General features: G+C 57.1%; 28 protein-coding genes and 1 pseudogene. 19 read left to right on the top strand and 10 right to left on the bottom strand.

Translation table 11 applies throughout. The features are described 5' to 3' along the window. Position 1: 1 nt before the first annotated feature. From E1J53_RS04320 to E1J53_RS04305, 4 genes are all read left to right on the top strand, one after another. Positions 2–1135, top strand: a complete 1134-nt coding sequence (locus E1J53_RS04320) for a S1C family serine protease (protein WP_368671727.1) — start codon at positions 2–4, stop codon at positions 1133–1135. Between the two features lie 205 nt (positions 1136–1340). Beyond that, positions 1341–1796 (top strand): hypothetical protein, encoded by a 456-nt coding sequence (locus E1J53_RS04315; protein WP_134271329.1) that lies wholly within the window; start codon positions 1341–1343, stop codon positions 1794–1796. A 12-nt stretch (positions 1797–1808) separates the two neighbouring features. Further along, entirely contained in the window at positions 1809–3119 is a 1311-nt protein-coding gene (locus tag E1J53_RS04310; RefSeq protein ID WP_134271330.1) for a trehalase family glycosidase, read from the top strand. Positions 3120–3128: 9 nt separating this feature from the next. Then, the gene (locus E1J53_RS04305; protein ID WP_134271331.1) at positions 3129–4700 is read left to right on the top strand and encodes a sodium/solute symporter; all 1572 of its coding nucleotides are present in this window, start codon (positions 3129–3131) and stop codon (positions 4698–4700) included. Positions 4701–4707: 7 nt separating this feature from the next. Here the strand turns inward: E1J53_RS04305 and E1J53_RS04300 are convergent, their stop codons facing one another. After that, complete coding sequence (locus tag E1J53_RS04300) at positions 4708–6348, bottom strand: M28 family metallopeptidase (protein WP_134271332.1); 1641 nt, start codon at positions 6346–6348, stop codon at positions 4708–4710. Between the two features lie 129 nt (positions 6349–6477). Here E1J53_RS04300 and E1J53_RS04295 point away from each other — a divergent pair, with 129 nt between their 5' ends. Next, entirely contained in the window at positions 6478–6870 is a 393-nt protein-coding gene (locus tag E1J53_RS04295) for a hypothetical protein (RefSeq protein WP_134271333.1), read from the top strand. On the opposite strand, the gene E1J53_RS04290 is transcribed toward E1J53_RS04295, so the two are convergent. From E1J53_RS04290 to E1J53_RS04280, 3 genes are read right to left on the bottom strand one after another with little or no spacing between them, the layout of a single operon-like run. Next, complete coding sequence (locus E1J53_RS04290) at positions 6867–7136, bottom strand: chaperone modulator CbpM (RefSeq protein WP_134271334.1); 270 nt, start codon at positions 7134–7136, stop codon at positions 6867–6869. The genes E1J53_RS04295 and E1J53_RS04290 overlap by 4 nt on opposite strands. 3 nt (positions 7137–7139) lie before the next feature. After that, positions 7140–8069, bottom strand: coding sequence for a DnaJ C-terminal domain-containing protein (locus E1J53_RS04285; protein ID WP_134271335.1), 930 nt, complete (start codon positions 8067–8069; stop codon positions 7140–7142). 19 nt (positions 8070–8088) lie between these two features. Next, positions 8089–8670, bottom strand: a complete 582-nt coding sequence (locus E1J53_RS04280; RefSeq protein ID WP_216649997.1) for a GNAT family N-acetyltransferase — start codon at positions 8668–8670, stop codon at positions 8089–8091. A 331-nt stretch (positions 8671–9001) separates the two neighbouring features. Between E1J53_RS04280 and E1J53_RS04275 the strand changes: the two genes are divergently transcribed. Next, positions 9002–9370 carry a hypothetical protein gene (locus E1J53_RS04275; protein ID WP_134271336.1) on the top strand — a complete coding sequence of 123 codons (369 nt, stop codon included), beginning with the start codon at positions 9002–9004 and terminating at the stop codon, positions 9368–9370. A gap of 151 nt (positions 9371–9521) precedes the next feature. Here E1J53_RS04275 and E1J53_RS24620 read toward each other — a convergent pair. Further along, positions 9522–9746: pseudogene (locus tag E1J53_RS24620) on the bottom strand (sulfatase-like hydrolase/transferase); the annotation flags it as partial. A 282-nt stretch (positions 9747–10028) separates the two neighbouring features. On the opposite strand from E1J53_RS24620, the gene E1J53_RS04265 reads away from it, so the two are divergent. After that, positions 10029–11084, top strand: a complete 1056-nt coding sequence (locus E1J53_RS04265) for an isoaspartyl peptidase/L-asparaginase family protein (RefSeq protein WP_134271338.1) — start codon at positions 10029–10031, stop codon at positions 11082–11084. A 179-nt stretch (positions 11085–11263) separates the two neighbouring features. Here E1J53_RS04265 and E1J53_RS04260 read toward each other — a convergent pair whose 3' ends face one another. The 3 genes from E1J53_RS04260 to E1J53_RS04250 all read right to left on the bottom strand — a co-directional run bounded on the left by E1J53_RS04260 (position 11264) and on the right by E1J53_RS04250 (position 13439). Continuing rightward, on the bottom strand, positions 11264–11620 hold the full coding sequence (locus E1J53_RS04260; RefSeq protein ID WP_134271340.1) for an MmcQ/YjbR family DNA-binding protein: 357 nt from the start codon (positions 11618–11620) through the stop codon (positions 11264–11266). Between the two features lie 41 nt (positions 11621–11661). Continuing rightward, positions 11662–12990 carry a sugar porter family MFS transporter gene (locus E1J53_RS04255; protein ID WP_134271342.1) on the bottom strand — a complete coding sequence of 443 codons (1329 nt, stop codon included), beginning with the start codon at positions 12988–12990 and terminating at the stop codon, positions 11662–11664. A gap of 95 nt (positions 12991–13085) precedes the next feature. Further along, positions 13086–13439 (bottom strand): hypothetical protein, encoded by a 354-nt coding sequence (locus E1J53_RS04250; protein WP_134271344.1) that lies wholly within the window; start codon positions 13437–13439, stop codon positions 13086–13088. A gap of 139 nt (positions 13440–13578) precedes the next feature. On the opposite strand from E1J53_RS04250, the gene E1J53_RS04245 reads away from it, so the two are divergent. Continuing rightward, the gene (locus E1J53_RS04245) at positions 13579–14856 is read left to right on the top strand and encodes an amidohydrolase family protein (protein WP_134271346.1); all 1278 of its coding nucleotides are present in this window, start codon (positions 13579–13581) and stop codon (positions 14854–14856) included. Between the two features lie 13 nt (positions 14857–14869). On the opposite strand, the gene E1J53_RS04240 is transcribed toward E1J53_RS04245, so the two are convergent. Further along, the gene (locus E1J53_RS04240) at positions 14870–16360 is read right to left on the bottom strand and encodes a hypothetical protein (protein ID WP_134271348.1); all 1491 of its coding nucleotides are present in this window, start codon (positions 16358–16360) and stop codon (positions 14870–14872) included. A gap of 112 nt (positions 16361–16472) precedes the next feature. After that, the gene (locus E1J53_RS04235) at positions 16473–17255 is read right to left on the bottom strand and encodes a ParA family protein (RefSeq protein WP_134271350.1); all 783 of its coding nucleotides are present in this window, start codon (positions 17253–17255) and stop codon (positions 16473–16475) included. Positions 17256–17633: 378 nt separating this feature from the next. On the opposite strand from E1J53_RS04235, the gene map reads away from it, so the two are divergent. The 11 genes from map to E1J53_RS04180 all read left to right on the top strand — a co-directional run bounded on the left by map (position 17634) and on the right by E1J53_RS04180 (position 26283). Further along, positions 17634–18488, top strand: a complete 855-nt coding sequence (gene map / locus E1J53_RS04230) for a type I methionyl aminopeptidase (protein ID WP_253929953.1) — start codon at positions 17634–17636, stop codon at positions 18486–18488. Positions 18489–18696: 208 nt separating this feature from the next. Beyond that, positions 18697–18915 carry a translation initiation factor IF-1 gene (infA, locus tag E1J53_RS04225; RefSeq protein WP_020569089.1) on the top strand — a complete coding sequence of 73 codons (219 nt, stop codon included), beginning with the start codon at positions 18697–18699 and terminating at the stop codon, positions 18913–18915. Positions 18916–18957: 42 nt separating this feature from the next. After that, a complete protein-coding gene (gene ykgO / locus E1J53_RS04220; RefSeq protein ID WP_134271353.1) occupies positions 18958–19074 on the top strand; it encodes a type B 50S ribosomal protein L36 in 117 nt (38 codons plus the stop codon). Positions 19075–19093: 19 nt separating this feature from the next. Continuing rightward, complete coding sequence (gene rpsM / locus E1J53_RS04215) at positions 19094–19471, top strand: 30S ribosomal protein S13 (protein WP_134271355.1); 378 nt, start codon at positions 19094–19096, stop codon at positions 19469–19471. Next, positions 19471–19866, top strand: coding sequence for a 30S ribosomal protein S11 (rpsK, locus tag E1J53_RS04210; protein WP_134271357.1), 396 nt, complete (start codon positions 19471–19473; stop codon positions 19864–19866). Before rpsM ends, rpsK begins: the two co-directional genes overlap by 1 nt. A 33-nt stretch (positions 19867–19899) precedes the next feature. Beyond that, positions 19900–20514, top strand: coding sequence for a 30S ribosomal protein S4 (gene rpsD, locus E1J53_RS04205; protein WP_134271359.1), 615 nt, complete (start codon positions 19900–19902; stop codon positions 20512–20514). 203 nt (positions 20515–20717) lie between these two features. Further along, positions 20718–21719 carry a DNA-directed RNA polymerase subunit alpha gene (locus E1J53_RS04200; RefSeq protein ID WP_134271361.1) on the top strand — a complete coding sequence of 334 codons (1002 nt, stop codon included), beginning with the start codon at positions 20718–20720 and terminating at the stop codon, positions 21717–21719. A 242-nt stretch (positions 21720–21961) separates the two neighbouring features. Beyond that, on the top strand, positions 21962–22435 hold the full coding sequence (gene rplQ, locus E1J53_RS04195) for a 50S ribosomal protein L17 (RefSeq protein WP_134271363.1): 474 nt from the start codon (positions 21962–21964) through the stop codon (positions 22433–22435). Between the two features lie 408 nt (positions 22436–22843). Beyond that, complete coding sequence (locus E1J53_RS04190; protein ID WP_134271365.1) at positions 22844–23404, top strand: RNA polymerase sigma factor; 561 nt, start codon at positions 22844–22846, stop codon at positions 23402–23404. A gap of 8 nt (positions 23405–23412) precedes the next feature. Beyond that, positions 23413–24150 (top strand): tetratricopeptide repeat protein, encoded by a 738-nt coding sequence (locus E1J53_RS04185; RefSeq protein ID WP_134271367.1) that lies wholly within the window; start codon positions 23413–23415, stop codon positions 24148–24150. A gap of 33 nt (positions 24151–24183) precedes the next feature. Next, positions 24184–26283: a S8 family peptidase gene (locus tag E1J53_RS04180; protein ID WP_134271369.1), complete on the top strand. Its 2100-nt coding sequence runs from the start codon at positions 24184–24186 to the stop codon at positions 26281–26283. Positions 26284–26289: the final 6 nt, after the last annotated feature.

The raw sequence follows: 26289 nt of genomic DNA, 5'->3' as shown, positions 1-26289 counted from the left end.
CGTGAAAAATTTTGCTGCATCACTCCTGATCGTTCTGGCGGCCTTCGCCGCGGGACGCTACCTTTTTCCTACGGAACAAGTCACGGCGCCTGATGTGCAAACGGTGGCCTTTGAAGAATCTCCCGTGATCGAACGGGCCTCCAATCCGGGCGCTCTGCCGGTGGATGAAGTAGAAACCAGTAGCTACACGCCCTCGGAATTACACACCATCCGCCTCTTTGAAAAAGCTTCACCTTCCGTGTGTTACATCACCACGAAGGTGCGGCAGCGGGATTTCTGGAGCTTCAACATTCAGGAAGTACCTGCGGGCTCGGGTTCCGGTTTTGTCTGGGACGACGACGGCCACATCATCACGAATTATCACGTTATTCGGGGAGCGAGCCAGGCCATCGTTACCCTGGCCAACGGGGCCAACTACCAGGCCACGCTGGTGGGCGTGGCAAAAGAAAAGGATTTGGCCGTACTCAAGATTGAGGCCCCGGCCCGGGATTTGCAGCCCATCCCCGTAGGCACATCGGAAGACATCCGGGTGGGGCAGGCGGTATACGCCATTGGCAATCCCTTCGGCCTTGATCAAACTCTGACCACGGGCGTGGTATCTGCCCTGGACCGGGAAATCAACAGCCAGGCCAACGTCCCCATTCGCGGGGTGATCCAGACGGATGCGGCCATTAATCCCGGAAACTCCGGTGGGCCCCTGCTGGACAGCAGAGGACTATTAATCGGGGTCAACACGGCCATCTACAGCCCCTCCGGAGCTTCGGCGGGCATCGGCTTCAGTATTCCCGTCGATGAAGTCCGCTACGCCGTGCCGGACCTGATCCGCTACGGCGAGGTACGCCGTGCTTCCCTCGGAGCGGAATTCCGGCAGTACCGTGGCTACATGGTCGTTACCACGGTGGACCCCAACAGTGCAGCGGGGCGGGCTGGTATTCGCGGCCTCAGCCGCGACTCCCGGGGCTACCGCGTGCTCGGGGATATTCTGGTCGGCATCAACGGAAAACCCGTCAAGAGTCAGACGGACCTGTACCTGGAACTGGAGAACTACGACCCCGGAGAATTCGTCACCCTGAGCCTCATCCGCGATGAACGGGAGGTAACGCTGGAGGTAAAGCTGGACAGTACCGTGGATTAAGCAACCTCGTTCCCGGCGTTTGCAAATATTTTGCTTCCTTTACCGTTGATTTTGAGGTTATCTCCTTTATGGTGATAATCATGGGGGCGAGTCCGCAGGTGCCATGCACTTCCCAGGCGCCTGGCACCTGCGCGACGCGCCCAAACTTTGCTCACTTTATCCGGCAGATACTCCCATCCCGGTTACCTGCCCCACAAATCCTCCCATGAATAAGCTTACCCTGGCCCTGCTGGCACTTGCTTTCGTGTTCGTCGCCAATCCCCTTGCCGCCCAATCCGCCGAAGAGTTGCAGATGATGTACCTCAACGTGCTCGAAAAGAATGAGCTCGCCGGTACGATAGACGGTGACGGAGACGTCCAGTTCGAGTACAATAATTTCACCTACTTCATTGACGTTGACGAAAACGACCCGGAATATTTCGGGCTGGTCCTCGCCAACATCTGGCCCATCGAAAGCGAAATGGAACGCTTGCAGGTACTCAAAGCGGCGGACGTCGTCAACGCCAACAAAAAGGTAGGCAAGGTGTACATCAACAACGATAATGTGTGGATCACCTACGAAGACATCCAGAAGGAAGTCGGCGACTTTGAGGCCTACTTTAAGCGGGGACTGGAGATCATCGCCCAGTCCGTTTCGATGTTCCGCGAAGAAATGAATTAACCCCTCTGGTCCATGGCTGAACTACGGCGTCGTGCCCACGAAATCCTCCGCGGGAATTGGCGCGGCGGTTTTACCGTCCCTACGGCAAGACTCTACCCCTTTCAGTGGAATTGGGACAGTGGATTCGTGAGCCTGGGCGTCGCTGACCGCGCCCCCCTGGAAGCCATCGAAGAACTGGAAAACCTCTTTCGGGGGCAGTGGGCCAATGGCATGGTGCCCCACATCGTCTTCCATTCCGAGACCGAAACGACCTACTTTCCCAATCACGATTTCTGGGCCGCCGCGGAGGTCAACGCCGGGGCGCCGCGGAAACCGCGGACTTCGGGCATCAGTCAACCTCCCGTCCACGGTTTCGTGCTCGAATACCTCTATGAGCGGTACGGTCACCTGCCCGACGTGGTCGACGGAATTCGTCGGCTGTTTCCCAAGGTCCTGGCCAGCCACCGCTTCTTCTACCAGTACCGCGATCCGGAAGGAGAAGGGCTGGTGTTCCTCTACCACCCCTGGGAATCCGGGCGGGACAATTCCCCGATCTGGGACGAAAGCCTCCAGCGGATCACCATCAGCCCCGGGGACATCCCTCCCTACGAGCGCAAGGATACCGCCCACGCGGATTCCGATCAACGGCCCACCGGCCGGGATTACGACCGCTACGTCTACTTACTGGAATTGGGGAAGCGCCACGGTTATGACGGACCGGGCATCTGGGAGGAAAGTCCCTTCCTCCTCCAGGACGTTATGCTCAACGCCATCCTGATCCGGGCCAACGAAGGACTGATCCGGATAGGACGCCAGCTGGGCTTTTCGGTGGAGGAGGCCGAGACCTGGCAAAAACGCAGCGTGCCGGCCTTCAACCACAAACTTTGGGACGAAACACTGGGCACCTACGTGAGCTGGGACGTGCGGGGGCAGGTACCGGTTCGCAGCCGGGAGGTCGGTGGTTTCGTCGCCCTGTTCGCTGGTGTTCCGGATGACCGGCGGGCGCAGCGCATGGAGCAGTACCTACGGGATTTACGGGAACGGGGCTTCCGGCTTTGTCCCAGTTACGATCCGGAAGACCCGCTGTTTGACTCCGCCCGCTACTGGCGTGGCCCCATCTGGCCCCAGATGAACTGGCTGCTTCATCATGGCCTGCTCCGCTACGGATTTAAGTCCACGGCAGAAACCGTTCGCCGGGACCTCCTCGATCTCGTGGATCGCCTGGGCTTCCACGAATATTTTGAACCCCAGCGCGCCGTGGCGGACCAGCAAACCCGGGGCTACGGAGGCGATAATTTCAGCTGGACGGCGTCCACGGTCCTTGATTTTTTGCGGGAAGGCTAAATTAGCCGCATGAACTTCCTTGATCTTCTGGTTATCGTGGCCTACGTCGGAGGCTTCCTCTGGTTAGGCCGCTTGTTTAAAGACAATGCGGGTGCGAAAGACTACTTCTTGGGCGGAAGGAGCTTTGGCTGGTTTCCCCTTTCCCTCAGTACGGCCGCCACCCAGTTGTCCGCCATCAGCTTCATTTCCGCCCCCGCCTTCGTGGGGCTGAAGGCGGGTGGGGGACTACAGTGGCTGACCTACGAATTTGCCGTCCCTCTGGCCATGCTCTTCCTCATGGTATTCCTGATCCCGCCCATGTATAAGGCGGGGGTAGTCTCCGTTTACGCCTTTCTGGAGCGACGTTTTTCCCGGTCTACGCGAACGTTGCTGAGCATCGTCTTTCAGATCAGCCGGGCCTTCGGCACGAGCGTGATGATTTACACCGTTGCCCTGATCCTCAGTGGTGTCATGGACATCGATATGTGGATCACCATTACCGTCATTGGCGTGGTCACCCTGATTTACTCCTATCAGGGAGGCATGAAGGCCGTCGTGTACGGCGACATGATCCAGATGATCATCCTGGTGCTGGGAATTTTTATTTGCTTTGGGGCTGGCCTGCACTACCTGGGGGGCTGGAGTGTCTTTCAGGAGGCCGTTGATCCGGCCCGCCTGAAGGCAGTAGACTTTACCTCCATGGGCTTCGAGGAGGGGAGTGAGTTCGGTTTTTGGCCCATGCTCATCGGGGGCTTTTTCCTTTACGTTTCTTACTACGGAACGGACCAAAGTCAGGTTCAGCGACTGTTCTCCGCCCGTGACCTGGGTACGGTCAAAAAGACATTACTGGCCAACGGCCTGATGCGTTTTCCGCTCACCCTGCTGTACTGTCTGATGGGGTTGCTGCTGGGCACCCTGGTGCTGCAGGATGCCAGTTTTGCGGCCAGCATTCCCGCGGATAAACCGGACCTGATGATTCCCATCTTTATCCGGGATTACCTTCCCCACGGGCTCATTGGCTTGCTTATGGTCGCCATCTTGTCGGCGGCCATGTCTTCCCTTTCTTCGGCCATCAACTCCCTGAGTGCCGCCAGTACCGAAGACCTGTTCAACAGCAAGGGACAGCTACCGGAAAAGGAGCATCTGCGCATCTCCAAGGTCACCGCATTGTTTTGGGGAGTCGTCTGTATCGTGCTGGCTTTCTTCACCGGTGATATTGCCGACACGGTGATCGAGGCCATCAACAAGATCGGGTCGGTGTTCTTTGGGCCCATCCTGGCCACCTTCATCGCCGCGATTGCCGTAAGGAAGGTGAACGCGCTTGGCGCCAACGTTGGCCTGCTCACCGGTGTGTTGGTGAATGTTTACCTGTGGCTCTTCGTTCCCAGTATCTTTTGGTTCTGGTGGAACGCCGTCGGGGCGGTGGTCACCATGGTGGTTGCCCTCCTCACCAGTCTGGTGCTGGGCGGTCAGGCAAAGGAAGGGGGGATCACGGACTTCGGGACCAAGATCGAAACCGATTGGACCAAAACCCTCATACTGGTGGGCTTTTTCGTACTGATCGTGCTGGTGAGCATCTGGCTGCCGGGCTGGCTGGCTTAGGCCAGCCCTATCGCCGACGCTCCACCCGGAATTCGGAATCCTCGGCCCACTGGGGCCAGGACTCCCCGCGGGCCAGGTCTAGTCCTACCCGAAAGAGCAGTTCTCCATCCTGGACGGCTCCGCCCAGGGGCCAGGCACCGGCCGTGTATTCATCCGCCGGCTGATGGTATCGGTTGATGACGAAATCTTCCATCTGCTGGGCCGAGTATTCTTTACCCTCCGTCCAGTGATCGTACCCACCCTGGGCGTAGAGCGCGGGGATGCCCGCCTTGGCAAAATTGAAGTGGTCGGAGCGGAAGAAGTAGCCCTTTTCGGGCTCCGGATCCGCCTGAACGTAACGCCCCTGGAGTTCGGCAACGGCTTTGGCCAACTGGTCCATGTCGCTTTGCCCGGCTCCGGTGATGGTCAGGTCCTTCGCTTTCCCGAAGGGGTTGATGCCGTCGATGTTAATGTTGGCCACGGCATCGGACAGGGGGAACACGGGATTGTTGACGTAGTAGGCGCTGCCAAAAAGCCCCTGTTCCTCGGCCGTCACGAAAAGAAACACGACGGACCGGGCGGGCGCCTCCTCCATTTCGGTGTAGGCCTCCGCGATGGCCAGTAGCTGGGCCGTGCCGCTGGCGTTGTCCAGCGCACCGTTGTAGATGCTGTCCCCGTTCACCGCCGGCCCGACCCCGATGTGATCCCAGTGGGCGGTGTAGACGATGTGCTCGTCCGGGCGCTCGGCGCCCGGTAGCCGGGCGATGATGTTGTACGACTGGTCAAAACGCAGTTCGTTGCGCACGCCGGTGGTGAGTTTGCTGTTCAGAGGGATGGCCGTGAAATCCGCCCGGGTGGCCCGCTCAAACCAGCCCGTAATCCCCGCCTGGGAGGCGGTAAACAGGGCCCGCGCGGCGTCCAGCGTCATCCAGCCGCCTACGGGTAGCTCCGGACTTCCCTCATTTTCCAGCATTAAGCGCGTACCAGACCAGGAACTCTGAATCACAAACCAGGGGTATCCCGCGGCCCCCGTTTCGTGGATAACGAAGCAGGCGGCGGCTCCCTGGCGGGCCGCTTCCTCAAATTTGTAGGTGTAGCGCCCGTAGTAGGTCATGGTCTTCCCCTTAAACATAGTGGAATCCTCCAGGTAATATCCGGGGTCGTTGACCATCACGACTACGGTTTTGCCCCGGACGTCGAGGTCTTCGTAATCGTTCCAGCCGTACTCCGGCGCCACGATGCCAAATCCGGCGAAGATGACCTCCGAGTCTTCCACGAGGGTCTCCTCCCGGGCCACTTCACTGAAGGTCATGTACTCTTCCCCGAGGGTCCAGTTGAGGGGCCCGGAAGGAGTCTGGATGGTCATCGTTTCGTTGGGAGAGCCGGTGATTTCCACCATGGGCACTTCCTGGCGGTAGCTGTCGCCGTTTCCGGGTTCCAGGCCCAGGGCCTTCAGCTCCTTTTCCAGGTAGTCCAGCGTCAATTCTTCTCCTTCGCTGAAGGGCAGCCGTCCACCGTATTTATCGGAAGCCAGTTCGGTCAGGTGGCGGTCAATGGTTACCGAATCGATCGTTGATTGTTGGTCGGTTTCCGGGCCGATTTGGTCGTTGGCGGGGCCGCAGGATGCCAGGATCATCAGCAGGGAGCAAAGAAGCAGGGAAGAACGCATGAGGAATATTTTGTGCGCCTAAGGTAACCCGCGTTCGCTTAGGTTCTCCTCCGGATTTTTTGGCACTTTTGCCGTTCCGGGCCAACGGTGCCTACCGTAGACTTCGTCTTTCCCCCAAAGCTCCCGTTTATGAAATGGATTTCCTGCCTTGTGTTGATGGTGATGGTCCTTGGCTTTCCTTCCTGCGGAACGGCCGATAACGCGCAACCCACCGGATTACCTCTGGGGTCTAAAATCTTTTATGACGGCCAGAATATGCCCCTGGTTCTGGATGCCGTCACCATGGATAGCCGATGCCCCGAAGGCGCCAACTGCGGCACTCCCGGAGCGGTGGAGCTTCGTTTGCTGGCGGGACCGGATACGATCAAAATGCAACTTCCCGGACTGACCCCCAACCCGCGAGACGTCGCCTTCCTGAACGGAAGAATTATCGAATTACGCGGGGTAAATCCTTATCCGACGGTCAATGATGAGTTTCCCTTTCCCCAGGAAAACTACCGGATCGACATTGAGGTCTACTAATCTGCGTCCTCAATCGGGAGGCGGTTTTCCAATCGGTCGAGGAGGTTGAATATGATGTCGATGCCGGCGGCATTGACGCCGAGTTCCCGGTGCAACCTCAGCGCCCGCTCCAGACGGGGGAGGGCGGGGGAAGGAATGAGCACCATACCCTCCGGCTGCCGATTAGCTTCAAAGATGCCGTACTCGAGAAATTCTTCCACGATGAGGGTTTCGCACCCGTGGAAATCACAAAACTGCTGGATGGTTACGTACTGTACTGCTGCCATCGATCAGGAATTTTGGTTTTGTAAATCCCGTAATTGCTCCAGAGCCGTTCGTTCTTCGGCGGTGAGCCGCTGCGGGAGTTTGGCCTTCAGGGTGAGGTAGAGGTCTCCGTTACCCGACTGCTTGTATTTTGGCAGTCCCTTTCCCTTCAGGCGGATTTTCTTGTCGTTTTGGCTCAGCTCGGGAACCGGAACGGCCACGTTTCCGGTTGGCGTGGTCACGGTGATTTTACCACCCAGGATCATCGTCGTTACGGGCACTTCCACCGTCTTGGTCAGGTCCGATCCCGTACGATCGTACTCCGGGGGAAGACCGACCCGAAAGGTGATGTAGAGGTCCCCGGCGGGGCCTCCGCCGGCCCCCGGTCCTCCCTGCCCCCGCAACCGCAGGGTTTGCCCGTCTTCTACGCCCGCGGGAATGGTCACCCGGAGTTGTTTGCCGTTGACGGTAAGCAGCTGCTTGTTATCGGACATGATATCGGCCAACTGCAGCTGCAGTTCGGCCTCAATATCCTGTCCCCGGAAGGAGGTGCGGCGTTGCCCACCGAACCCGCCGCTGAATCCGCCTCCCCCGAACATGTCTCGGAAAAAGTCAGAAAAGTCTCCCGAATCTCCGGTGGTGTAGGTGTAGCCCTGTCCGCCTCCAAAAGGGTTACCGCCGGTATACTCTCCGCCACCACGCTTTTCAGCGGCCTCGAAGGCATCAGCGTGCTCCCAGTCCTTGCCGTATTTGTCGTATTTCTTCCGTTTTTCCGGGTCCGACAAAACGGCATTCGCCTCGTTGATCGCCTTGAACTTTTGTTCGGCGTCCTGGTCACCCGGGTTGACGTCAGGGTGGTACTTCCGGGCCAGTTTCCGGAAGGCTTTCTTGATGGTTTTGTCGTCGGCGTCCTTCGAGACACCAAGCGTCTGGTAATAATCGATGAACTGTGCCATACTAAGAAAACCGCCCAAATCAGCCCGAGGTTTTGTCCTCGGAGATGATCCATCGCAGTTTTAGTAGGGGGGCGGGGTCTTTGGGGATGTGAATAATTTCTTCCTCCGCGAATCCCAGCTTCTTCAGCAGGCGGATGCTCGGTTCGTTGGAGGGTAGGGTAATGGCCAGTAATTCCGTAAAGCCCGAGCGGATGGCGTGGGCGATACCCGTCCGCGCGGCTTCGAGGGCGTATCCCCGACCGTGGTAGGCTTCCAGGAAGGCAAAACCAAAGTCCGGCAGGTCCAGCCCGGGACGATCGTATACTCCCACGCAGCCGATCGGAGTACCGTCCTTGAGTCTTACCAGCCAGTTGCCCAGACCGGGGTGTTTGTAGGCGGGCAATATCTTCGTGCGGATGTAGCGCCGGGCGTCGGATAGGTTGTACACTCCCCGATCACCGATATTCTGGAGCCAAAGTGGGCTGTTGAGGAGCTCCAGGAAAAAGGGAGCATCCTCCACCGTGCAGCGATGGATACTCAGGCGAGGGGTAGCGTCGGGGACGTCGGCAATGCTCATAGCTTTGGTGTGATTGGTCGGTAGGGTGAGGGGTAAATGTAGCACTATTGATTGCTTCGAAATATTTAAATACTCCGGAGCAATTTACTCCCCTTAAGCCTACTCTGGACGTGCTTCGGAGAGTCTTCTTACAAGAGAAGTAAAATGCGGGAAGATGGCTACCGTCCCGTGGGCCCCTCATTATAAGGGGCCGCAAAGTAACCGTGTTGGTGAGCCCTGAAGTTGGCCCACCGCGGCTGCGGATTGTGATCGGGAATATTGCCATGGAAAGCCTAATGGATGTAGAGGAGAGAAAGCTTTGTCAGGGTTTATTAGTCGGCGAAAACACCAACGCCCCCGGGGCATTTTTGCGTCTAACGGGTAAATAACCCTGAACATGAAATATTTTCTTCCCCTCCTTTTTCTTCTCCTCACCCTGAGTGCATGCGACGAGGCAAACCAGCCCCCGGAGGGGATTGCCGTCGGGCAAAGCTTCACCGTTGCGGGCGACCGGCTAACTTTTCTGCAGGTAGTTGACGACGGGCGATGCTGCTGTGAGTGCTCTTGTTTTTGGGAAGGAGTCGCCACCGTTTTGCTGCAGGCACCGGGCGAGGTCATCACCTTGCACACAACGGATACCGGGGAATTTTCGACTACGGCTACCTATAAAAACAGCACCCTGAGATTGGTGACCCTTGACCCCTGGCCCTGTGGAGGAGAACCCGACGAACAGGAAGACTACCGGCTGACGGTTCGGGTAGATTAAGGTACCGCCTTCCCGCTTGCCTGCTGACCCCAAACGGCTTTCCTTCTTCCGTACCGTACAGACTCATTCCCGGGAAGGGGCGAAGGGCCTCCTCGGCCAGGCGAATTTCGTCCCGCACCCGATCCAGGTGTGCTTCGGCAAGGTCGTGCTGCTCCCCGGTCATGCGTGATGCCCGACTGGGAGCACAGACGGTGGAGCCCGCATAGAACTGGGTGAAACGCAGCCCCTGCCACCCCATGTTATCCAGGTTCGGCGTTGGGATGCTGTCCTGTCCGTAGCTGCCCCGGTCCCCGTAACCGAGGTCGTCGGCGAGCACAAAGATGACGTTGGGCGGTGGCGGGCTGGTTTTTCTTCGGTTTTGGCAGTATCTCCGCAGGCAAAGAACAGGGCGCAAAACAGGAAGGAACTATGCCGCATGCGGAAAAGTACTTTCTTGAAGAAATTGGTCCTGTTTCTGGCGTTAACGCGGCCAGAAAACCAGGAGCCGGACCAGCGCTTAGGTATGACCGGCGTACATCACGGACGTTTACCAGGGTTTTTGCACCTGCGTCCACGCCAGAATTTTTGCCAAATCCTGGTGAAGAATTGGGCGATCACCGCGGGTGCCAGACCAGTGCGTAGCGCAAAAAAAGTGTACTTTTCGGCAAAATCTAACCGTATGCCCAGGTCCAGTGTACTCTTCGCTTTTTTATTGTTGACCTTCACCGCCTGCTCGGAATCGGAAACCATGGAGGGGGAAGAACCCGCCACGGAGGAGACGCAAACGGCTCCGGAATACGCCATGGTCATTCACGGTGGGGCGGGGACAATTTTGCCCGATGACATGACCCCCGAACGGGCCGACGGCATCCGGGCGGCCATGAACGCGGCACTCGATGCCGGGGAAGCCGTCCTTAAAGCCGGCGGCACGGCCGCCGACGCCGTGGAGGCCACCATCTGGGTGCTGGAGGACAGTCCGCACTTCAATGCGGGAAAGGGAGCCGTATTTACCAACGCGGGCATCAACGAAATGGACGCCAGCTTCATGACGGGCCACGACCTGCAGGCTGGCGCAGTGGGAGGGCTGACCACCATCAAACACCCCATCAGTGCCGCCAGGGCCGTCCTGGACAAAAGCGAGCACGTTCTCCTGGCGGGCAAGGGAGCCAATGACTTCGCCATCGAGCAGGGCCTGGAAACCGTGGACCCGGCATACTTCCGCGTTGACTGGCGCTGGGAGGCCCTCCAGAAAGCCCTGGAAGGGGAAAAAGTGGAGCAGGAACAGATTCAGGGAAACCGCATTATTGAAGATATCGACCATAAATACGGAACCGTAGGGTGCGTGGCCCTCGACAAATCCGGCAACCTCGCCGCCGGAACGAGTACCGGCGGGATGACCAACAAGCGGTACAACCGCCTCGGAGACAGTCCCATCATCGGTGCGGGAACCTACGCCAACAACGCCACGGCCGGCGTCAGCTGCACCGGCTGGGGGGAGTACTTCATCCGCTACGCCGTGGCCTACGACATTCACGCCCGGATGGCCTACGGGGGGGCAAGCCTGGAGGAAGCCGCCAATGCCGTGGTGCACGAAACCCTCGTGGAAGCCGGCGGCACTGGCGGACTCATTGCCCTGGACGCAAAGGGGAATGTCGTGATGCCCTTCAATACGCCCGGGATGTACCGCGGCTACCTGAAGGCCGGTGGCGAGCGGGAGATTGAGTTTTATAAGTAGGTGCTGGGGCTGGTTGTTAGTTGCTGATTGTCGTAGATATGTAGAAGTACGACAGGGTGAGGTTTTCCCCGGCGGATTTTGTCGTAGATATGTAGAAGTACGACAAGGGCAATCCCCGATCGAAATAACCCCTTTCCTTAATCCTGAAACCTCAATCCTAAAACCTCAATCTTACCGCCTCAAAGCCCAAACTCCGCCCGCTTCTTCTTCGTCAGGCTGGCTACGATGAGGTCGTAGCTGTGGTCGATGAGTTCCTGCACGAAAGCATCGCTCAAGTCTCCATTTTCGATATAGACCGTGTTCCAGTGGTGCTTGTTCATGTGCCAGCCGGGAACGATTTCCTCGTGGCGTTCCCGAAGCTGAACGGAGCGCTCGGGGTCACATTTCAGGTTGACGCGCAGGTCCGCTTCGTCCAGACCGGTGATGGCAAACATCTTTCCGGCAACTTTGAAGACCAGGGTGTCAGGACCAAAGGGAAGCGTCTCCTCGGTAGCTGGTTTGGCGAGGCAATATTCGCGCAGATCATCAAGCGTCATGGAACGATATTTTTGCGGATAAATCGTGGTGTCGGTCTCGTCTACCCCTCCAGTTGTTTCTGGAGGGCCTCCAGGTCAACCCCCTTGGTTTCGGGCATGACGAAGTGGACAAACAGCAATTGCCCCACCATGCAAACGGCAAAGAAAGCGAAGATGGGGCCGGTACCGAAAGTGCTGGCCAGCACCGGGAAGTTGCCCCCAATCAGGGCCGCAAAAATCCAGTGCGTAGTGCTGCCCAGAGAGGCCCCCAGGCTGCGCACCTCGTTGCCGAAAATTTCACTCAGGAATACCCAGATGACGGCACCCTGGCCGATGGCGTGGCTGGCGATGAATACGAACAACCAGATGGGGACGATAACCCCGGACAGGTTGCCGGAAAAGAAGGCCCAGGCCACTGCCCCCAACGAAATGATGTAGCCGATGGAGCCGATGTACATCAGGTTCTTCCGACCACTACGGTCAATGAGGATCATCCCCAGCACGGTGAAGAGGACGTTGATGACCCCGATGCCCGCCGTAGATAATAAGGCACTTTCCTGCCCCAGTCCGGCGGATTCAAAGATGCGGGGAGCGTAGTAGATCACGGCATTAATTCCCGAAATCTGATTGAACAGCGCAAACAGAAAGGCGTAAATAATGGGCTTACGGTACTTCTTGGTGAGAAAACTGCCAAAGGCCACCGTTTCGGCCGTGTCGTTGGACGCCTGGATGGCGGCCAGCTCCGCCCGGGCGGTGGTGGGGTCCACCATCTCCAGGACGGCCAGGGCCTCCGTGGAGTTGTTCGCCTTGGTGACCAGCCAGCGGGGAGAACGGGGAACTTTAAACAGCAGCGCCAGAAAGGCAAGGGCGGGAAGCACCTCCATACCAAGCATCAACCGCCAGTTGATGCCCTCCGAGAACAGACTGATGAGGTAATTGCTGAAGTAGGCCACCAGAATTCCCAGGACGAGATTGAACTGAAAGGCCGCCACCAATCGTCCGCGATGACTGGCGGGCGCTACCTCCGTAATGTACATCGGGGCCACTACGGAGCTGGCCCCCACACCCAGTCCGCCGATGAACCGGAAGATGTCCAGCATCACCACGTCGGTGGCCACCGCCGACCCGGCGGCGGAGATCAGGTAGAGCACGCCAATACCGTAAAGGGTCGTCCGCCGACCAAAAGCATCGGCGGGAATACCGCCGAAGAGGGCACCGATTATGGTGCCGTAAAGTGCCATGGCCACCGCCTGGCCGATGGCCAGGTCGCTTAAGCCCCACTCGGCCTGAATGGCGCCTTCCGCACCACTAATGACCGCCGTGTCAAAACCAAATAAGAAGCCGCCCAGTGCGACGGTGATGGCCCATAGCCAGATGCGTGAAGTATTCATAAGCTGATCGACGGTAGGTAGTTGAATGCGGGCAAAAAATACCCCGCTACGGTGAGCAGCGGGGCTTAAAAGTAAATTTTTATGATGGATTACACCTATTCGGACTTCCCGCCAAGGAGATTGCCCATCAAAGAAGGGTCGTAAAGGTTAATGCCCAGGTACAACATCGTACTGAGGACAAGACCAGGTATGGGCGCTCCGCCCAGGTGGATCCATTCGGTGGCGATGACTCCTCCTAAATAGCTGGCGCAAAGGAAAAATCCCAGCTTCCGGGTGGCGGGTACGAATAGGGCAATTACTGCGAGGACTTCAATGATGCCCACGTACAGCGTATTGTCACCTAGCATGGCTACTACTTCCTCGGCCTGGAGGAGCTTAAAGATGCCGCTGGCGAACAGCGCCAACCCGGCCATCCCCCATAGGATCATGCCAATTCTTTCCTTAGTCATTCGGTGGTTGTTTATCGTTTCAAATTGATTGCTAACCTACCATTTATTGTCGGTACACGGAAAATATTTTCTCTCCCCCCGGATTAAAGCTATATTTCAGCGCTCACTCATCACCACTCATCTACTTAAGCATCAAGTTATGTTAAGGACTGCGCTCACCCTGCTCTGCTGTATTCCCCTATTCCTAATTGCACAATCGGGGAAAACCTTTCTGCACTGCGGGAAAATCCTGGACGGTGTAGGCGGAGAAATGACGGAAATGACCGTGGTGGTGGAAGAAGGGAAGATCAGTCAGATTGCCAGCGGGTACCTGAGGGCAGAATCGGGGACCGAGGTAGTCGACTTGCGGCAGCATACCCTGATGCCCGGCTTCATTGACCTTCACGTGCACATTGAAGGGCAGAGTAGCCCGGCCTCCTACCTGGAGCGCTTCACCCTCGACCCCGCAGACGTCGCCCTGCGGGCAACGACCTACTGCCGTAAAACCTTGATGGCGGGCTTCACTACCGTCCGGGATCTGGGCGGCTCCGGGGTCAACGTTTCGCTCCGCAACGCCATCCGGGCCGGCTACGTAGACGGCCCCCGGATTTTTACCGCCGAGAAGGCCATCGCCACTACCGGCGGACACGCTGACCCCAGTAACGGGCGCAACGACGAACTTGCCTTCGACGCGGGCCCCGCTGCGGGGGTAGTAAACTCACCGGATGAAGCCTGGAAGGCCGTCCGTGCCCGCTACAAAAACGGCGCGGATTGCATCAAGATCACGGCAACGGGAGGCGTACTCTCCGTAGCGAAGGATGGATCGGGACCCCAGTTCCGCGATGCGGAACTCCGGGCAATTGTCGCCGCAGCGAAGGAATACGGTATGCACACCGCCGCCCACGCCCACGGAAAGGAAGGGATGAAACGGGCCGTACTGGCCGGCATCACCACCATCGAGCACGGCAGCCTGATGGACGAGGAAGTAATGGAATTAATGGTCGAACACGGAACCTACTATGTTCCGACCCTGAGCGCGGGGAAGTTCGTCGCAGAAAAGGCCAAACAGCCGGGATACTTTCCGGCCATCATCGTCCCCAAAGCCCTGAGTATCGGAGTGAAGCTTCAGGAGACCTTCGCCAAAGCCCACCGGAGTGGGGTCAGGGTAGCCTTCGGCACCGACAGTGGCGTCAGCCCCCACGGGGATAACGCCAAGGAATTTGGCTACATGGTAGAAGCGGGCGTCAGCCCAATGGACGCCATCATCAGCGCCACCAGTACCGCCGCCGAAGTGCTGGGACAGGAAAACGCTCTGGGCCAGGTGAAGACGGGCTTTACGGCGGACCTGGTGGCCGTCAGGGGGAATCCACTCGGTAACATCCGGGTGCTGGAGTCCGTAGACTTCGTCATGAAGGAAGGTAAAGTCTATAAACAGTAAGGGACCGTACGGCCTATTTGGGCCGGATACCAAACTCCCGCTGCTCCAGCAGGATGCGCCCCTTGAGTTCAATGGGGGCGCTGCTGAGGGTGTCGGTAAGGGGCCAGTGATCCAGAAATAAGTCTGCCTTGCTGGAATCCCTGGTGATGGGGAATCCCGCCCGGCGATAATAGGGTAGGGCCGTACTCGTGGCGTCCCCCGCCGGAATGTAGATGGGCAGGGTCACCTCCGAACGTTCGACCAGGCGACGGGCCCATCCGCGCTCCGCTTCGAAGTACGGATAGACCTGAACCCAGAAAAAGAGGACCCCGAGTAGTCCCGCCAGAATACTTCCCCCCAGCGCAAAATCTCGTCGTTCTCCGTAAAGGCCGATCACCCCAAGGAGGCTGAAGATCCAGTAGGCGGCGGCCATGCCCAGCGCGGCGCGGAAACCCGCGCCGGGGAAGGCTACTCCGATACCGGCCAGGGCCAGGAAAGCTCCCAGAAAGGCCAGGATCAGGTGCACCACGGCACCACCCCGTACCCAATCCCGCCAGGGATAATTCGCTTCCCGGAAGTAGAGTTGCATTTGCTTACCGGCCAACAGGGCAATAATCAGGGGGAACAGTAGCGACTGAGTAAGAAAGCTAATCAGTAGCCCGGCCGCAAATATTCTGCCGGCCTGTTCTTCCTTGCGCACTTTGTAGATCAGGTCCCGGAATCCGGCCAGCATCCAACCCAGCAGTGGAAGCATTCCCAAGAGAGCGTACAACAGCCACTTCCCGTACCCCAGTGGGTGGCTGCCCCAGAACCAGAAGGTGCGTATCCCCTGGTTGCCCTGCAGCAACAGTACGATGAGGGGAATCCCGAGCAACGCCAGCAGGTTAAACCATTGCTTGTTTCCGCCAAGGAGTAGCCTGCCGGAGAGGATCGTGGCCACCGCAAAGACCAGACTGGAGGCCGGGGCGGCCACGGCCGCCACCAGAATAAACAGGGCCGCGGGAAGCAGCCGGTTTTTTTCCGTGTCAACTCCGGCCAGAAGAATGGTCCAGAAAAACCCCGTTTGCCCCAGTAGTGCCAGGGCATCTCCCGTGGCTACTTTACCGAAGAAGGGCAGGAAAAGGGAGGCCCCCGCGCACAGTAGCCCGTAGGTCATGGCGTCTTTCCCAAAGAGCTTTCCGCCGTAGCGGAAGGTGAAAAAGCCCGTCAGCAGTACCGAAACGCTGGACAAGAGACGGGGAAACAACCAAACGGCTTCGGTATTGGTGTCAATTCCTGCGCCGATGGGGAAGAGCCCGTAGTAGAGCAACGAGAGTAGGGAACTGCCCCGCTCGAGACTCAGGGCGTGATCCAGCGCGTAGCTTTCTGCTCCCGGCCAGGCCGTAATGACGTCCAACCGCATGATCAGCGCCGCGAAGAAGAAAAACGAAGAAATCCATAAGAAGAACTGAAAGCGGCTGGAAGTCGGCTCCGGGGCCGCCGGTGCCTGCATCGCTTTTTTTCCCCTGCGGTGTTTTCTACCCATGGTGTATTGCTGTTCTTTTGCCAGTAGTCAACTAATGTCTCATCCCCCCCTTTGTTTGCGGAGACGGTGGTTCTTTTACCTGATTTTCGGCTGCGTTTAAGCTGGCCCGGACCTATTTACCGACGGCCTCCCCGTTCTTAATCAGGAATTCTTCCGCCAGATTCAGGAAGTTGGTCGCTCCCCGGCTGCCCGCATTAATCATCACGACCGGCATGTGCATATTGGGAGCCTCACTGATTCTGGCGTTCCGGTGGATGATGGTGTCGAATACCTGCTCGGTGAAGATTTCCCGGACCTTTTCCACCACCATATTGGCCAGGCGCAGGCGCTGGTCATACATGCTCAGCAGAATGCCCTCCACCTGAAGACTGGGATTGAGCTGTTGCTGTACCTGAGCGATGGTGGCCTGAAGTTTGGTCAGTCCTTCCAGGGCGAAGTACTCACACTGAACGGGGATCAGCACCGAGTCTGCGGCCGTAAGGGCATTGACGGTAAGCAGGCCCAGGGAAGGCAAACAGTCGATGAGGATGTAGTCGTACTTGTTACGCAGCGGTTCGGTGACCTGATTTTTCATCACGTCTTCCCGCCGGAACCGATTGATCAGTTCCACTTCGGCCCCCACGAGGTTAATGCTGGAGGGAATCAGGTGAAGGTTGGGGGTTTCCGTTTCGTAAACGACTTCGTTGACGTCCAACCCGTTAATCAGTACGTCATAGAGAGACTCCTCCAGTTCGTCGGCCGGAATCCCGACCCCGCTACTGGCGTTGGCCTGGGGGTCAGCGTCTACGAGCAGGACCTTTCGCTCCAGGATGGCGAGCGAGGCAGCAAGATTGATGGCCGTCGTGGTTTTACCCACGCCGCCCTTCTGGTTGGCAATGGCGATTACTTTTCCCATCTGGTTCTTTGTGCACCGCGAAGGTACGCAGAATTGTGCTCCTAATTAATGCATGGATGGCCCCTGACCCACTAAATCGGTGCTGCGGTCAGATTGTCTGAGGGTTCATTGTTATACTTTTTGGCTAAAGCAGGTGCCACGTTTTTTTCGACGGGAGCCGCGGTCGTGGAGTATCGCAGGAAAAGTTGCTCGGTTAATCTTATCTACCTGCCATATATATAAGGTATGGCCCATGCTATCTTTGCGGCTTTCGGGGGTGAGCCAGGAGCTTGCTCGTCAATTAAGCAGCCAATCCGGGAGTAAACTTGCAACTCCGATCGCGGATACGCGTTTGGCTACAAGGAAAAGATATAAACCATGGGTAGAAAGGATCGAAAAATGATTTTCAAAACTCCGGAAGAGATTGAACGTAGCCGGGCGGCCTGTCGCCTGGTGTGCAAGACCCTCACGGAGGTTGGAAAGATGCTCCGCCCGGGCCTGACCGGAAAGGAGATCGATACTTTCGCCGAAACCTTCATCCGTGACCACGGCGCCGTGCCCGGCTTCAAGGGACTGTATGGATGCCCTTCTACGCTGCTGGTCAGCCAAAATGAGGAAGTGGTGCACGGACTCCCCGACGAAAAGCAGGTCTTTAAGGATGGAGACATTCTGTCCATTGACTGTGGCACTATCGTCGATGAATTCTACGGTGATGCTGCCTACACCTTCTGTGTCGGAGACGTTGAGGAAGCCACTATGGAGCTTTGTCGCCGCACCAAGCATGCCCTCTACCTGGGCATCGACGCCGCCCGGGCGGGCAAACGGGTTGGAGACATCAGCCACGCCATCCAGCAGTTCACCGAGCGGGAGTGTGGCTACGGGGTGGTCAGAGAATTGGTGGGGCACGGCCTGGGCCGAAGCCTCCACGAGGCCCCCGACGTGCCCAACTTCGGCCGCCGCGGTCGCGGCCCCCAGCTGAAGGAAGGATTGATCATCGCCATTGAACCTATGATCAACATGGGCAAGCGGGACGTGGCCAGCCGCGAGGATGGCTGGACGATCATCACCCGCGACGGCAAACCCTCGGCCCACTACGAGCATTCGGTGGCCATTACGGCCAACGGCGCTCCGGCGGATCTGATGAGCGATCATCGCCCGATCGAGGAGGCGATTCGCAACAATCCCAACCTGAAAGTCGTCGATAATCTCGACGATGAACTTGTGGCGCGCTACCAGCCCATTGCGGTAGCCTAGGCCAGCGGGGAAAAATTTCGGAGAAGGCGGAATTGCCGGATTTGGGTAAATCTGGCCGGAAAGTCAGGAAAAATGGGCGATTGAGGCCATCAAAGGCCTTAATACTCAACCACTTCTGCTTCTGATTCCTTTACTAAGTGAAAACTTCTTGGTTAACATTTGGGCGGGACGGGAGAAAGTCCTACCTTTGCCCTCCGAAATTTAAAACATGTCCAAAAAAAACCTGATTAAGCAGGATGGCGTGATTGAAGAAGCCCTGTCAAATGCGATGTTTCGCGTAAGGCTGGAAAACGATCACGAAATCAAGGCGACTATCTCCGGAAAGATGCGGATGCACTACATCAAAATCCTTCCCGGTGATAAGGTAGCAGTGGAAATGAGTCCCTATGATCTTTCTCGAGGACGCATTACCTACCGTTACAAATAGTCCGTCTTCTCGCTGCCGCTAATCGCGTAAACTTTTCAAGTTATGAAGGTGAGACCCTCCGTCAAAAAGCGTTCGGCCGATTGTAAGATCGTTCGTCGCAAGGGCAAAATCTACATTATTAATAAGAAGAACCCCAAGTTTAAGCAACGGCAGGGTTAAGCTCAAGCTACACTAACTTATGGCACGAATTGCAGGTGTTGATCTGCCGCGAAACAAGCGCGGTATTATTAGTCTGACCTACGTCTTTGGTGTTGGCCCCAGCCTGGCCGCTGAAATCCTCGACCGGGCCGGCGTTGACCACAATACGAAGGTGGCCGACTGGAATGATGAGAATATCCGTACCATCTCCAACCTCATTACCAATGAGTATAAAGTTGAAGGTGATCTGCGCACGGAAGTTCAGACGAACATCAAGCGTCTCATGGACATTGGCTGCTACCGTGGCCTCCGTCACCGTAAGGGACTTCCCCTGCGTGGACAGCGGACGCAAACCAATGCCCGCACGCGTAAGGGCAAGCGTAAGACAGTAGCTAACAAGAAAAAAGCGACTAAGTAATGGCTAAGAGACAAAGTGGCCGCGTAGCGAAGAAGCGCAACGTAAAGGTTGAAAACGAAGGACTGGCCTACATCCAGGCTTCTTTCAATAACATCATCATCAGCATCACCAACAAGAAGGGTGATGTGATCAGCTGGGGAACTGCCGGTAAGGAAAAGTTCCGCGGATCCAAGAAGAGTACTCCCTACGCTGCCCAGGTAGCGGCCGGAAACGCTGCCCGCGAGGCCTATGACCTCGGACTCCGTACCGTAGAGGTATACGTGAAGGGTCCCGGTAGCGGCCGTGAAGCAGCCATTCGTGCTATCGACGGTGCGGGCATCCGGGTTTCCAAGATCAAGGACGTCACTCCGATCCCCCACAATGGATGTCGCCCACCGAAGCGTCGTCGCGTATAATTTTTTCCCTTAACGTAAAGACTAAAGCTACCCATGGCTAGATATACTGGTCCTAAGGCTAAAAAAGCCCGCGCGCTCGGCGAACCTATCTTCGGCCCCAGCCGCGCCTTCGAAAAAAAGAAATATAAGCCCGGTCAACACGGTAACAGCCGTGGTCGCCGTCGTCAGCCATCTGACTACAAGCTGCAGCTTACGGAAAAGCAGAAAGCTAAGTACACCTACGGTGTGCTGGAGCGCCAGTTCCGTAACCTCTTTGAGAAAGCTGCCGCCAACCGTGGCGTAACCGGTGAAGTACTGCTGCAACTGCTCGAGGCTCGTCTCGACAACGTAGTATTCCGCCTTGGCCTGGCCCCCACCCGCCGTGCTGCCCGTCAGCTGGTTTCTCACCGCCACATTATGCTGAACGGTCGCGTAAACAACGTGCCCTCCACTCAGCTCCGCCCCGGTGACGTGATCAGCGTTCGCGGTAAGTCTCAGGGACTCGAAGTTATCCGCAACACCGTAAGCGGTAAGAGCGACGTACGTAACTTCGGCTGGCTCCAGTTCAGCAGCGATAAAATGGAAGGCATCTTCCTCGATTACCCCGAGCGTGAAGCCATCCCCGAGAAGATCAACACCCAGTTGATCGTAGAACTTTACTCTAAGTAAAGTGCCCCTTGTTTCCTCCGGCTCCGGCCGGAGGAAACAAGTTATATTAGGGTGGCTGGTCCTTTCCCCACCCAACCCGCCCCGGACCGCCATCCTGCCCCCAGTCGGCCTCCGGGCCCGCTGGGGCAAACTTATTTTATAGTCCAGGTGTTTATGTCCGGTTGTAACGGACTAATTCGCACTCAAAGATTTCAAATCATCATATGAGCAGTATTCTGAATTTCCAGAAGCCGGACAAAATCACGATGAAAAAATCGGATGATTTTCAAGGCACCTTTGAATTTAAGCCCCTGGAACCCGGTTTCGGACAAACCATTGGTAACTCCCTCCGCCGTGTGCTGCTGTCCAGCCTCGAGGGTTTCGCCATCTCTGCCGTCCGGATCGCCGGAGTAGACCATGAATTCTCCACCATCCGCGGCGTTACCGAAGATGTGGTGGAAATTATCCTCAACCTCAAGCAGGTTCGCCTGAAGCAAGTCATCCAAAACGACGAAACTGAGGAAGAAAAGATTTACCTGACCATCAGTGGTAAGGACCAGTTCACGGCCCAGGACATCGATGACCACACCAATGTGTTCAAGGTCATGAACCCCGAGCTGCTGCTCTGTACCATGGAGCCCTTCGTTAACCTCGAAGTAGAGCTTACGGTCACCAAGGGCCACGGTTACGTCCCCGCCGACGAAAACCTGCCCAAGAATGCACCCATTGGTGTCATTCCCGTAGATGCCATCTACACCCCCATCAAGAACGTTGCTTACCGGGTAGAAAGCACCCGGGTAGGTCAGCGGACGGACTACGAGAACCTGATCCTCGACGTACAAACTGACGGTACCATCCACCCGGAAGATGCCGTACGGGAGGCCGCTCGTATTCTGATCCAGCACCTCGCCCTGATCACCAACGAAGCCATTGAGCTCCACACGGCCACCACCCGTGAGGAAACCATCGTGGACGAGCATATCCTCCACATGCGCAAACTGCTCAAGACGAGCCTCGAGGATCTGGACCTCTCCGTACGTGCTTATAACTGTCTCAAAGCGGCTAAAATCAACAGCCTCGGAGAACTGGTTAAGTACGATACCCACGAGCTGCTGAAGTTCCGCAACTTCGGTAAGAAATCACTCGTAGAAATTGAAGAACTTCTCGTAGAAAAGGGCCTCACCTTCGGGATGGACCTGAGCAAGTACAAGCTCGACGAGGAGTAAAGAGTCTGTTGGTCAGTTAGTCTGTTAGAAGTCTAGGAAGATCACTTCCGAAGCCTCTAACAGACTAAAAGACTAAACGTACCAACAGACTAACAGACTAACAGTCCAACGGACTAAAAGACCAAACCGGGCCGCTCGTAACCCGAGTGTTTATTTATCCACCGACAATTACCCCGGATCACAGCGGATGCCCGCTCCGCGCCAACTGATCCGAAAGTGTTGTCCTCAAATTCATCACCGTCATGCGTCACGGTAAGAAATTCAACCACCTGGGCCGCAAGAGTGCCCACCGTAAGGCTACCCTCCGTAACCTTACCATCGCGCTGATCACGCACAAGCGTATCAACACCACCCTGGCCAAGGCCAAAGCACTGCGCAAGTTCGCGGAGCCCCTGATCACCAAGGCCAAGACCAACGACATGCACAACCGTCGTACGGTATTCAGCTACCTTCAGAACAAGGAGGCCGTAACCGAACTCTTCGGCGAAATCGCCGGAAAAGTTGGTACCCGCCCCGGAGGTTACCTGCGCGTCATCAAGACGGGCTTCCGTCAGGGTGACGGTGCCGAAACGGCCATGATCGAATTCGTTGACTACAACGAAGTGTACAACAAGAGCGGTAAGAAGGCCGGTAAAACGCGCCGTAGCCGCCGCCGTGGTGGTAGCGGAGCCGCCAAAGCTGCCGCTGCGGCCCCCGCTGCTCAGGAAGAAGAATAGTAGCGACGCAAAACCTTGCGTCTCTATCCCCCTAGAGCATAAAAACCCGGTCATGCCTCGTGCATGGCCGGGTTTTTTATTTTTTGTCAACGGGGTGCGGGTGCCATGGTTTTCGGTGGTTGCAGAAACGCGAGATTTTGCGTCTCCCCTAATTACCCATAGGCTCGGCACCTGCGCTATGTCGCCCCCTGAATAATCCTCCGGAAATTGAGGTATGGGCAGAAATAAAAAAGCCGGACAGTTATTGACTGTCCGGCGGTTGAGTTAATAGGGAAACGTTCATGGGATTAGTGTCGGTCAAACGGAAAGCATATACACTCCCTTATCGAGCCAGCAGTGAGTATCTTACCCCCGAAAAGGGATTTTTTCTAAAAAAAATTTCCTGACGCTATCGTCAGCACTTTACCCATGTCAAATCACCCGGATTTTCGCTACATCATTGCTTTGCGCGACAACGACTCCCGCCTCCTGGAAGAACTGTACCGGGAGTGCAGCCCGAAAATCTTGAGCTGGGTGACGAAGAACAACGGTAGCGCTGCCGATGCGCGTGATCTCTTTCAGGAGGCCCTCATCAGTCTGCACCACAGTGCCCATCAACCGGACTTTACGCTCACCTGTCCCATCGGTGGCTTGATTTTTACCATCTGCAGGAATAAGTGGATCAATCAGTTACGGCGAAAAAAAAAGGAAGCGGAGGTAAGAATCATCGAAGCCGAACGATATACCCCTGAATCCGCCACGGTTTCGGCCTATGAGCGGTGGGAAGACGACCAACTCGAAAAACAGCGATTGGATGCAGGATTTGCCCAGCTTTCGGCAACCTGCCAGCAGTTGCTTCGCTTGTTGGCCCGGGGGATTTCCTCCTCGGAGGCCGCCGAGCGTTTAGGCATGACGAACGCCAACACGGTCTACCGCCGCAAGAATGCATGTCTAAGTCGTTGGCGGGAACTTATTGAAGGGCAAAGGTGATAAACAAGATGACAGACAAAGACTTTCAAATAATCGACGCCTACCTCCAGGGGGACCTCAGTGAAGAGGACCGGCAGGGAGTGGAGGAACGGGCCGTAAGCTCCGCAGCATTTGGGGAGGCACTGCGGGAGCGGCGGCGTTTTGCCGCCCACCTGGCCGCAAAATCCCACGAAGAGGCCCTGCGACCCACCCTGTCCGTCCTGGGGGAACAGTTCTTCCCCGACCAGCAAGGGGCGGTAGTAAGGCCTCTGCGCCCCTGGTGGCGCCGGCCGGCAGTATACGGCTCAGCGGCCGCCATTTTACTGGTTTTTGCGCTGGCGCTTAGTTTCCTTTTCCCCTCCGGCAATACCTACGCTGAATTCGCTCAGCATGATCCCCTCTCCATTACCGAGCGTGGAACCGCCCTGGCGGATGCGGCGGCCGCCGAAACGGCCTTTAATGCGGGCGATTACCTGCGGGCCATTCCACTGCTAGAACGTTACCTCGCTGACCAGGCGGAGGACGAGCGGGCCCGGTTGGCGCTCGGAATCGCCTACCTGGAATCCAACGAAGACGAAAAGGCCGTGAACATCTTTACGGAAATTGCGGCCAGCGAAGGTGCCCTGGCGGCTTACGGTAACTGGTACCTGGCCCTGGCGGCCGTCAAGCGCGGCGATTCGGCCGCAGCCCTTATCTTTCTAGACAAAATCCCGTCTACGGACACTTACCTTACGGAAAAGGCCAATCGACTCAGAGCGAGCCTTTAACCGATGCCTTAGATCCCTCAGAAATTTAGTTTTATGCGAAGTATCCTAAAAACACTTATGCTGTTTGGTGCCCTGCTGGTGGGCCTGAACCTGAACGCACAACTGTACGAGCAAACTTTTGATGCCGGACTGGATGACTGGACGGTCACCGGAGCCTGGGATTGGTCCGCCGACGGCATGGCGGACGGAATTCCCGATACCGACTGGAATAACCGCAGCCGGCTGCGCTCCGCCAGCCGCGGCGGAGCTGCGCGCTACGCGAACCTCGAAGGAGACGGACAACTTACCTCCCCCGTGATCAGCGTGCCGGCCGGAGTCGCTGATTTGTACCTCACCTTCTATCAGTATCTGCGGTCAGAAGGAGGAGGACCCCGGGTTATTGTTACTGCCGCCGACGGTACCGTACTCCTCGACTCTCTGCTACGTCTGAACCTGGAACCCGGCGAGGAAACCTCTTCCGGGAGCTACCACGCAATTCCCCTCGGGGAAGTAACGGCAAACCTGTCGCAAATGACGATCCAGTTTGACGTGGAAGGGGCGCTGGACTTCTGGTTGCTGGATGACGTCACCCTGGAAAGAACCAGCCCGGAGCGGCCTACCTTCCCCCTGGCCCTCGGACCCCAACTCGAGAACCTTGGCCGTGATTTCGTAGTGGATTCCGTCGGCGCTCCCGCCGTGCCCTTCGAACTTATTTTTGACTTCAGTGATGCTGCGAGTACGGAAGACAAGGAAATAATCCGGCAGCGATTACGGGCGGAGCGGGTCGAAAGCTGCGTCTGTGACCGGCTGGAGTTGTGGAAGCTCCCCGGTGGAAATTTCTTCGATCCGGTTTCCGGTGAGATTTTGGGTGATCCAGGAGAAATCCTGGAACGCGTGCTGGGGTCGGATTCCGGCGGAACGGTAGACGGAGTGGACCTGAACTACCTTAACTTTAACGAGCTGGACCTCAACCCGGATCTCCCTAACCTTCCCCTGACGCCACTGGACATTGACCACCTGGGCCCGGCACCGACGGACGCCATTAAGGTGGCCATCCTGGACACCGGACTGGATTTCGATCATCCGGACCTGACCGACTACCTCTACCGCAACGATGATGCCCTGGGGGACTTGGCGGACGACGATGCGGACTGCCTCGTCGACAACGTCATCGGCTGGAACTTCGTGGACGGCAACAACAACCCCTTTGACGACAACAGCCACGGTACCCACGTTTCGGGAATCGTAGCGGAAAACCTGAAGGAATGCGCGGGCTGTAGCTTCCAGTTGATTCCCTACAAGACCCATGATTCCCGGGGAGTAGGTTCCCTGTTCAATACCGCCTGCGCCACCCTGCATGCGGCAATCTACGAGGAAGTGGCCGTCATCAACGCGAGTTGGGGCTTCTACGGTACGGGCAGCACCATTCTCGGTAACGCCATCGATACGGCGGCCAGTTACGGGGTGCTGGTGACCGCAGCGGCGGGTAATGATTCCCTTAACCTGGTAGCTGATGCCCAGTATCCGGCGACCTTCCCCCTGGACAATGTCCTTGCGGTAGGCACCCAGATGATGGATGCGGACGGCAACCTGACGAAGGCCGAATTCACCAACTACAACCCCGACTTCGTAGACGTTTTCACCGACGGAATCATGATCAACAGTACCGTGCCGGACGATGCCCGGGCGGACAAGACGGGAACCTCGATGTCTACCCCGGCCGCGGCGGCAGCCGCAGCCATGTATACCTGCGAAGCGGGGAAGGACTTTGCTCAGACCAGAGCCTACCTGCTCAGCACGGCCACAAAGTTCCCGGCCGAATTGGGCCCCTACGTCCTCGACGGAAATCTGCTTTACCTGGATACTTTCTGTACGACTTCCGTAGAAGACATGAGCCCCACCACGCCGGCGGCCTTTGTGATTTCGCCTAATCCCATTGAGGAAATCATCCAGGTCCGAATCCTCCAGGCGCTGCCCGGCGCCAACTTCCGGGTCTACGATATGGCCGGAAGGCTGGTGACCGAAACGGGTGGGCTCTCGCCACTGACCGGCGATACCGTGAGCATTGATATCCGGAACGAACCCCCGGGCCTCTACCTCCTTTCCGTTCGCTTGGCCGGGCGACTTTGGGTGGAGCGTTTGGTGAAGCGATAGACCTTT

It is taken from the genome of Lewinella sp. W8 (assembly GCF_004375085.3).
Lineage (GTDB): Bacteria > Bacteroidota > Bacteroidia > Chitinophagales > Saprospiraceae > Neolewinella.
The sequence above is the reverse complement of the archived record's forward strand: the minus strand, read 5'-3'. Positions and strand labels throughout refer to the sequence as shown.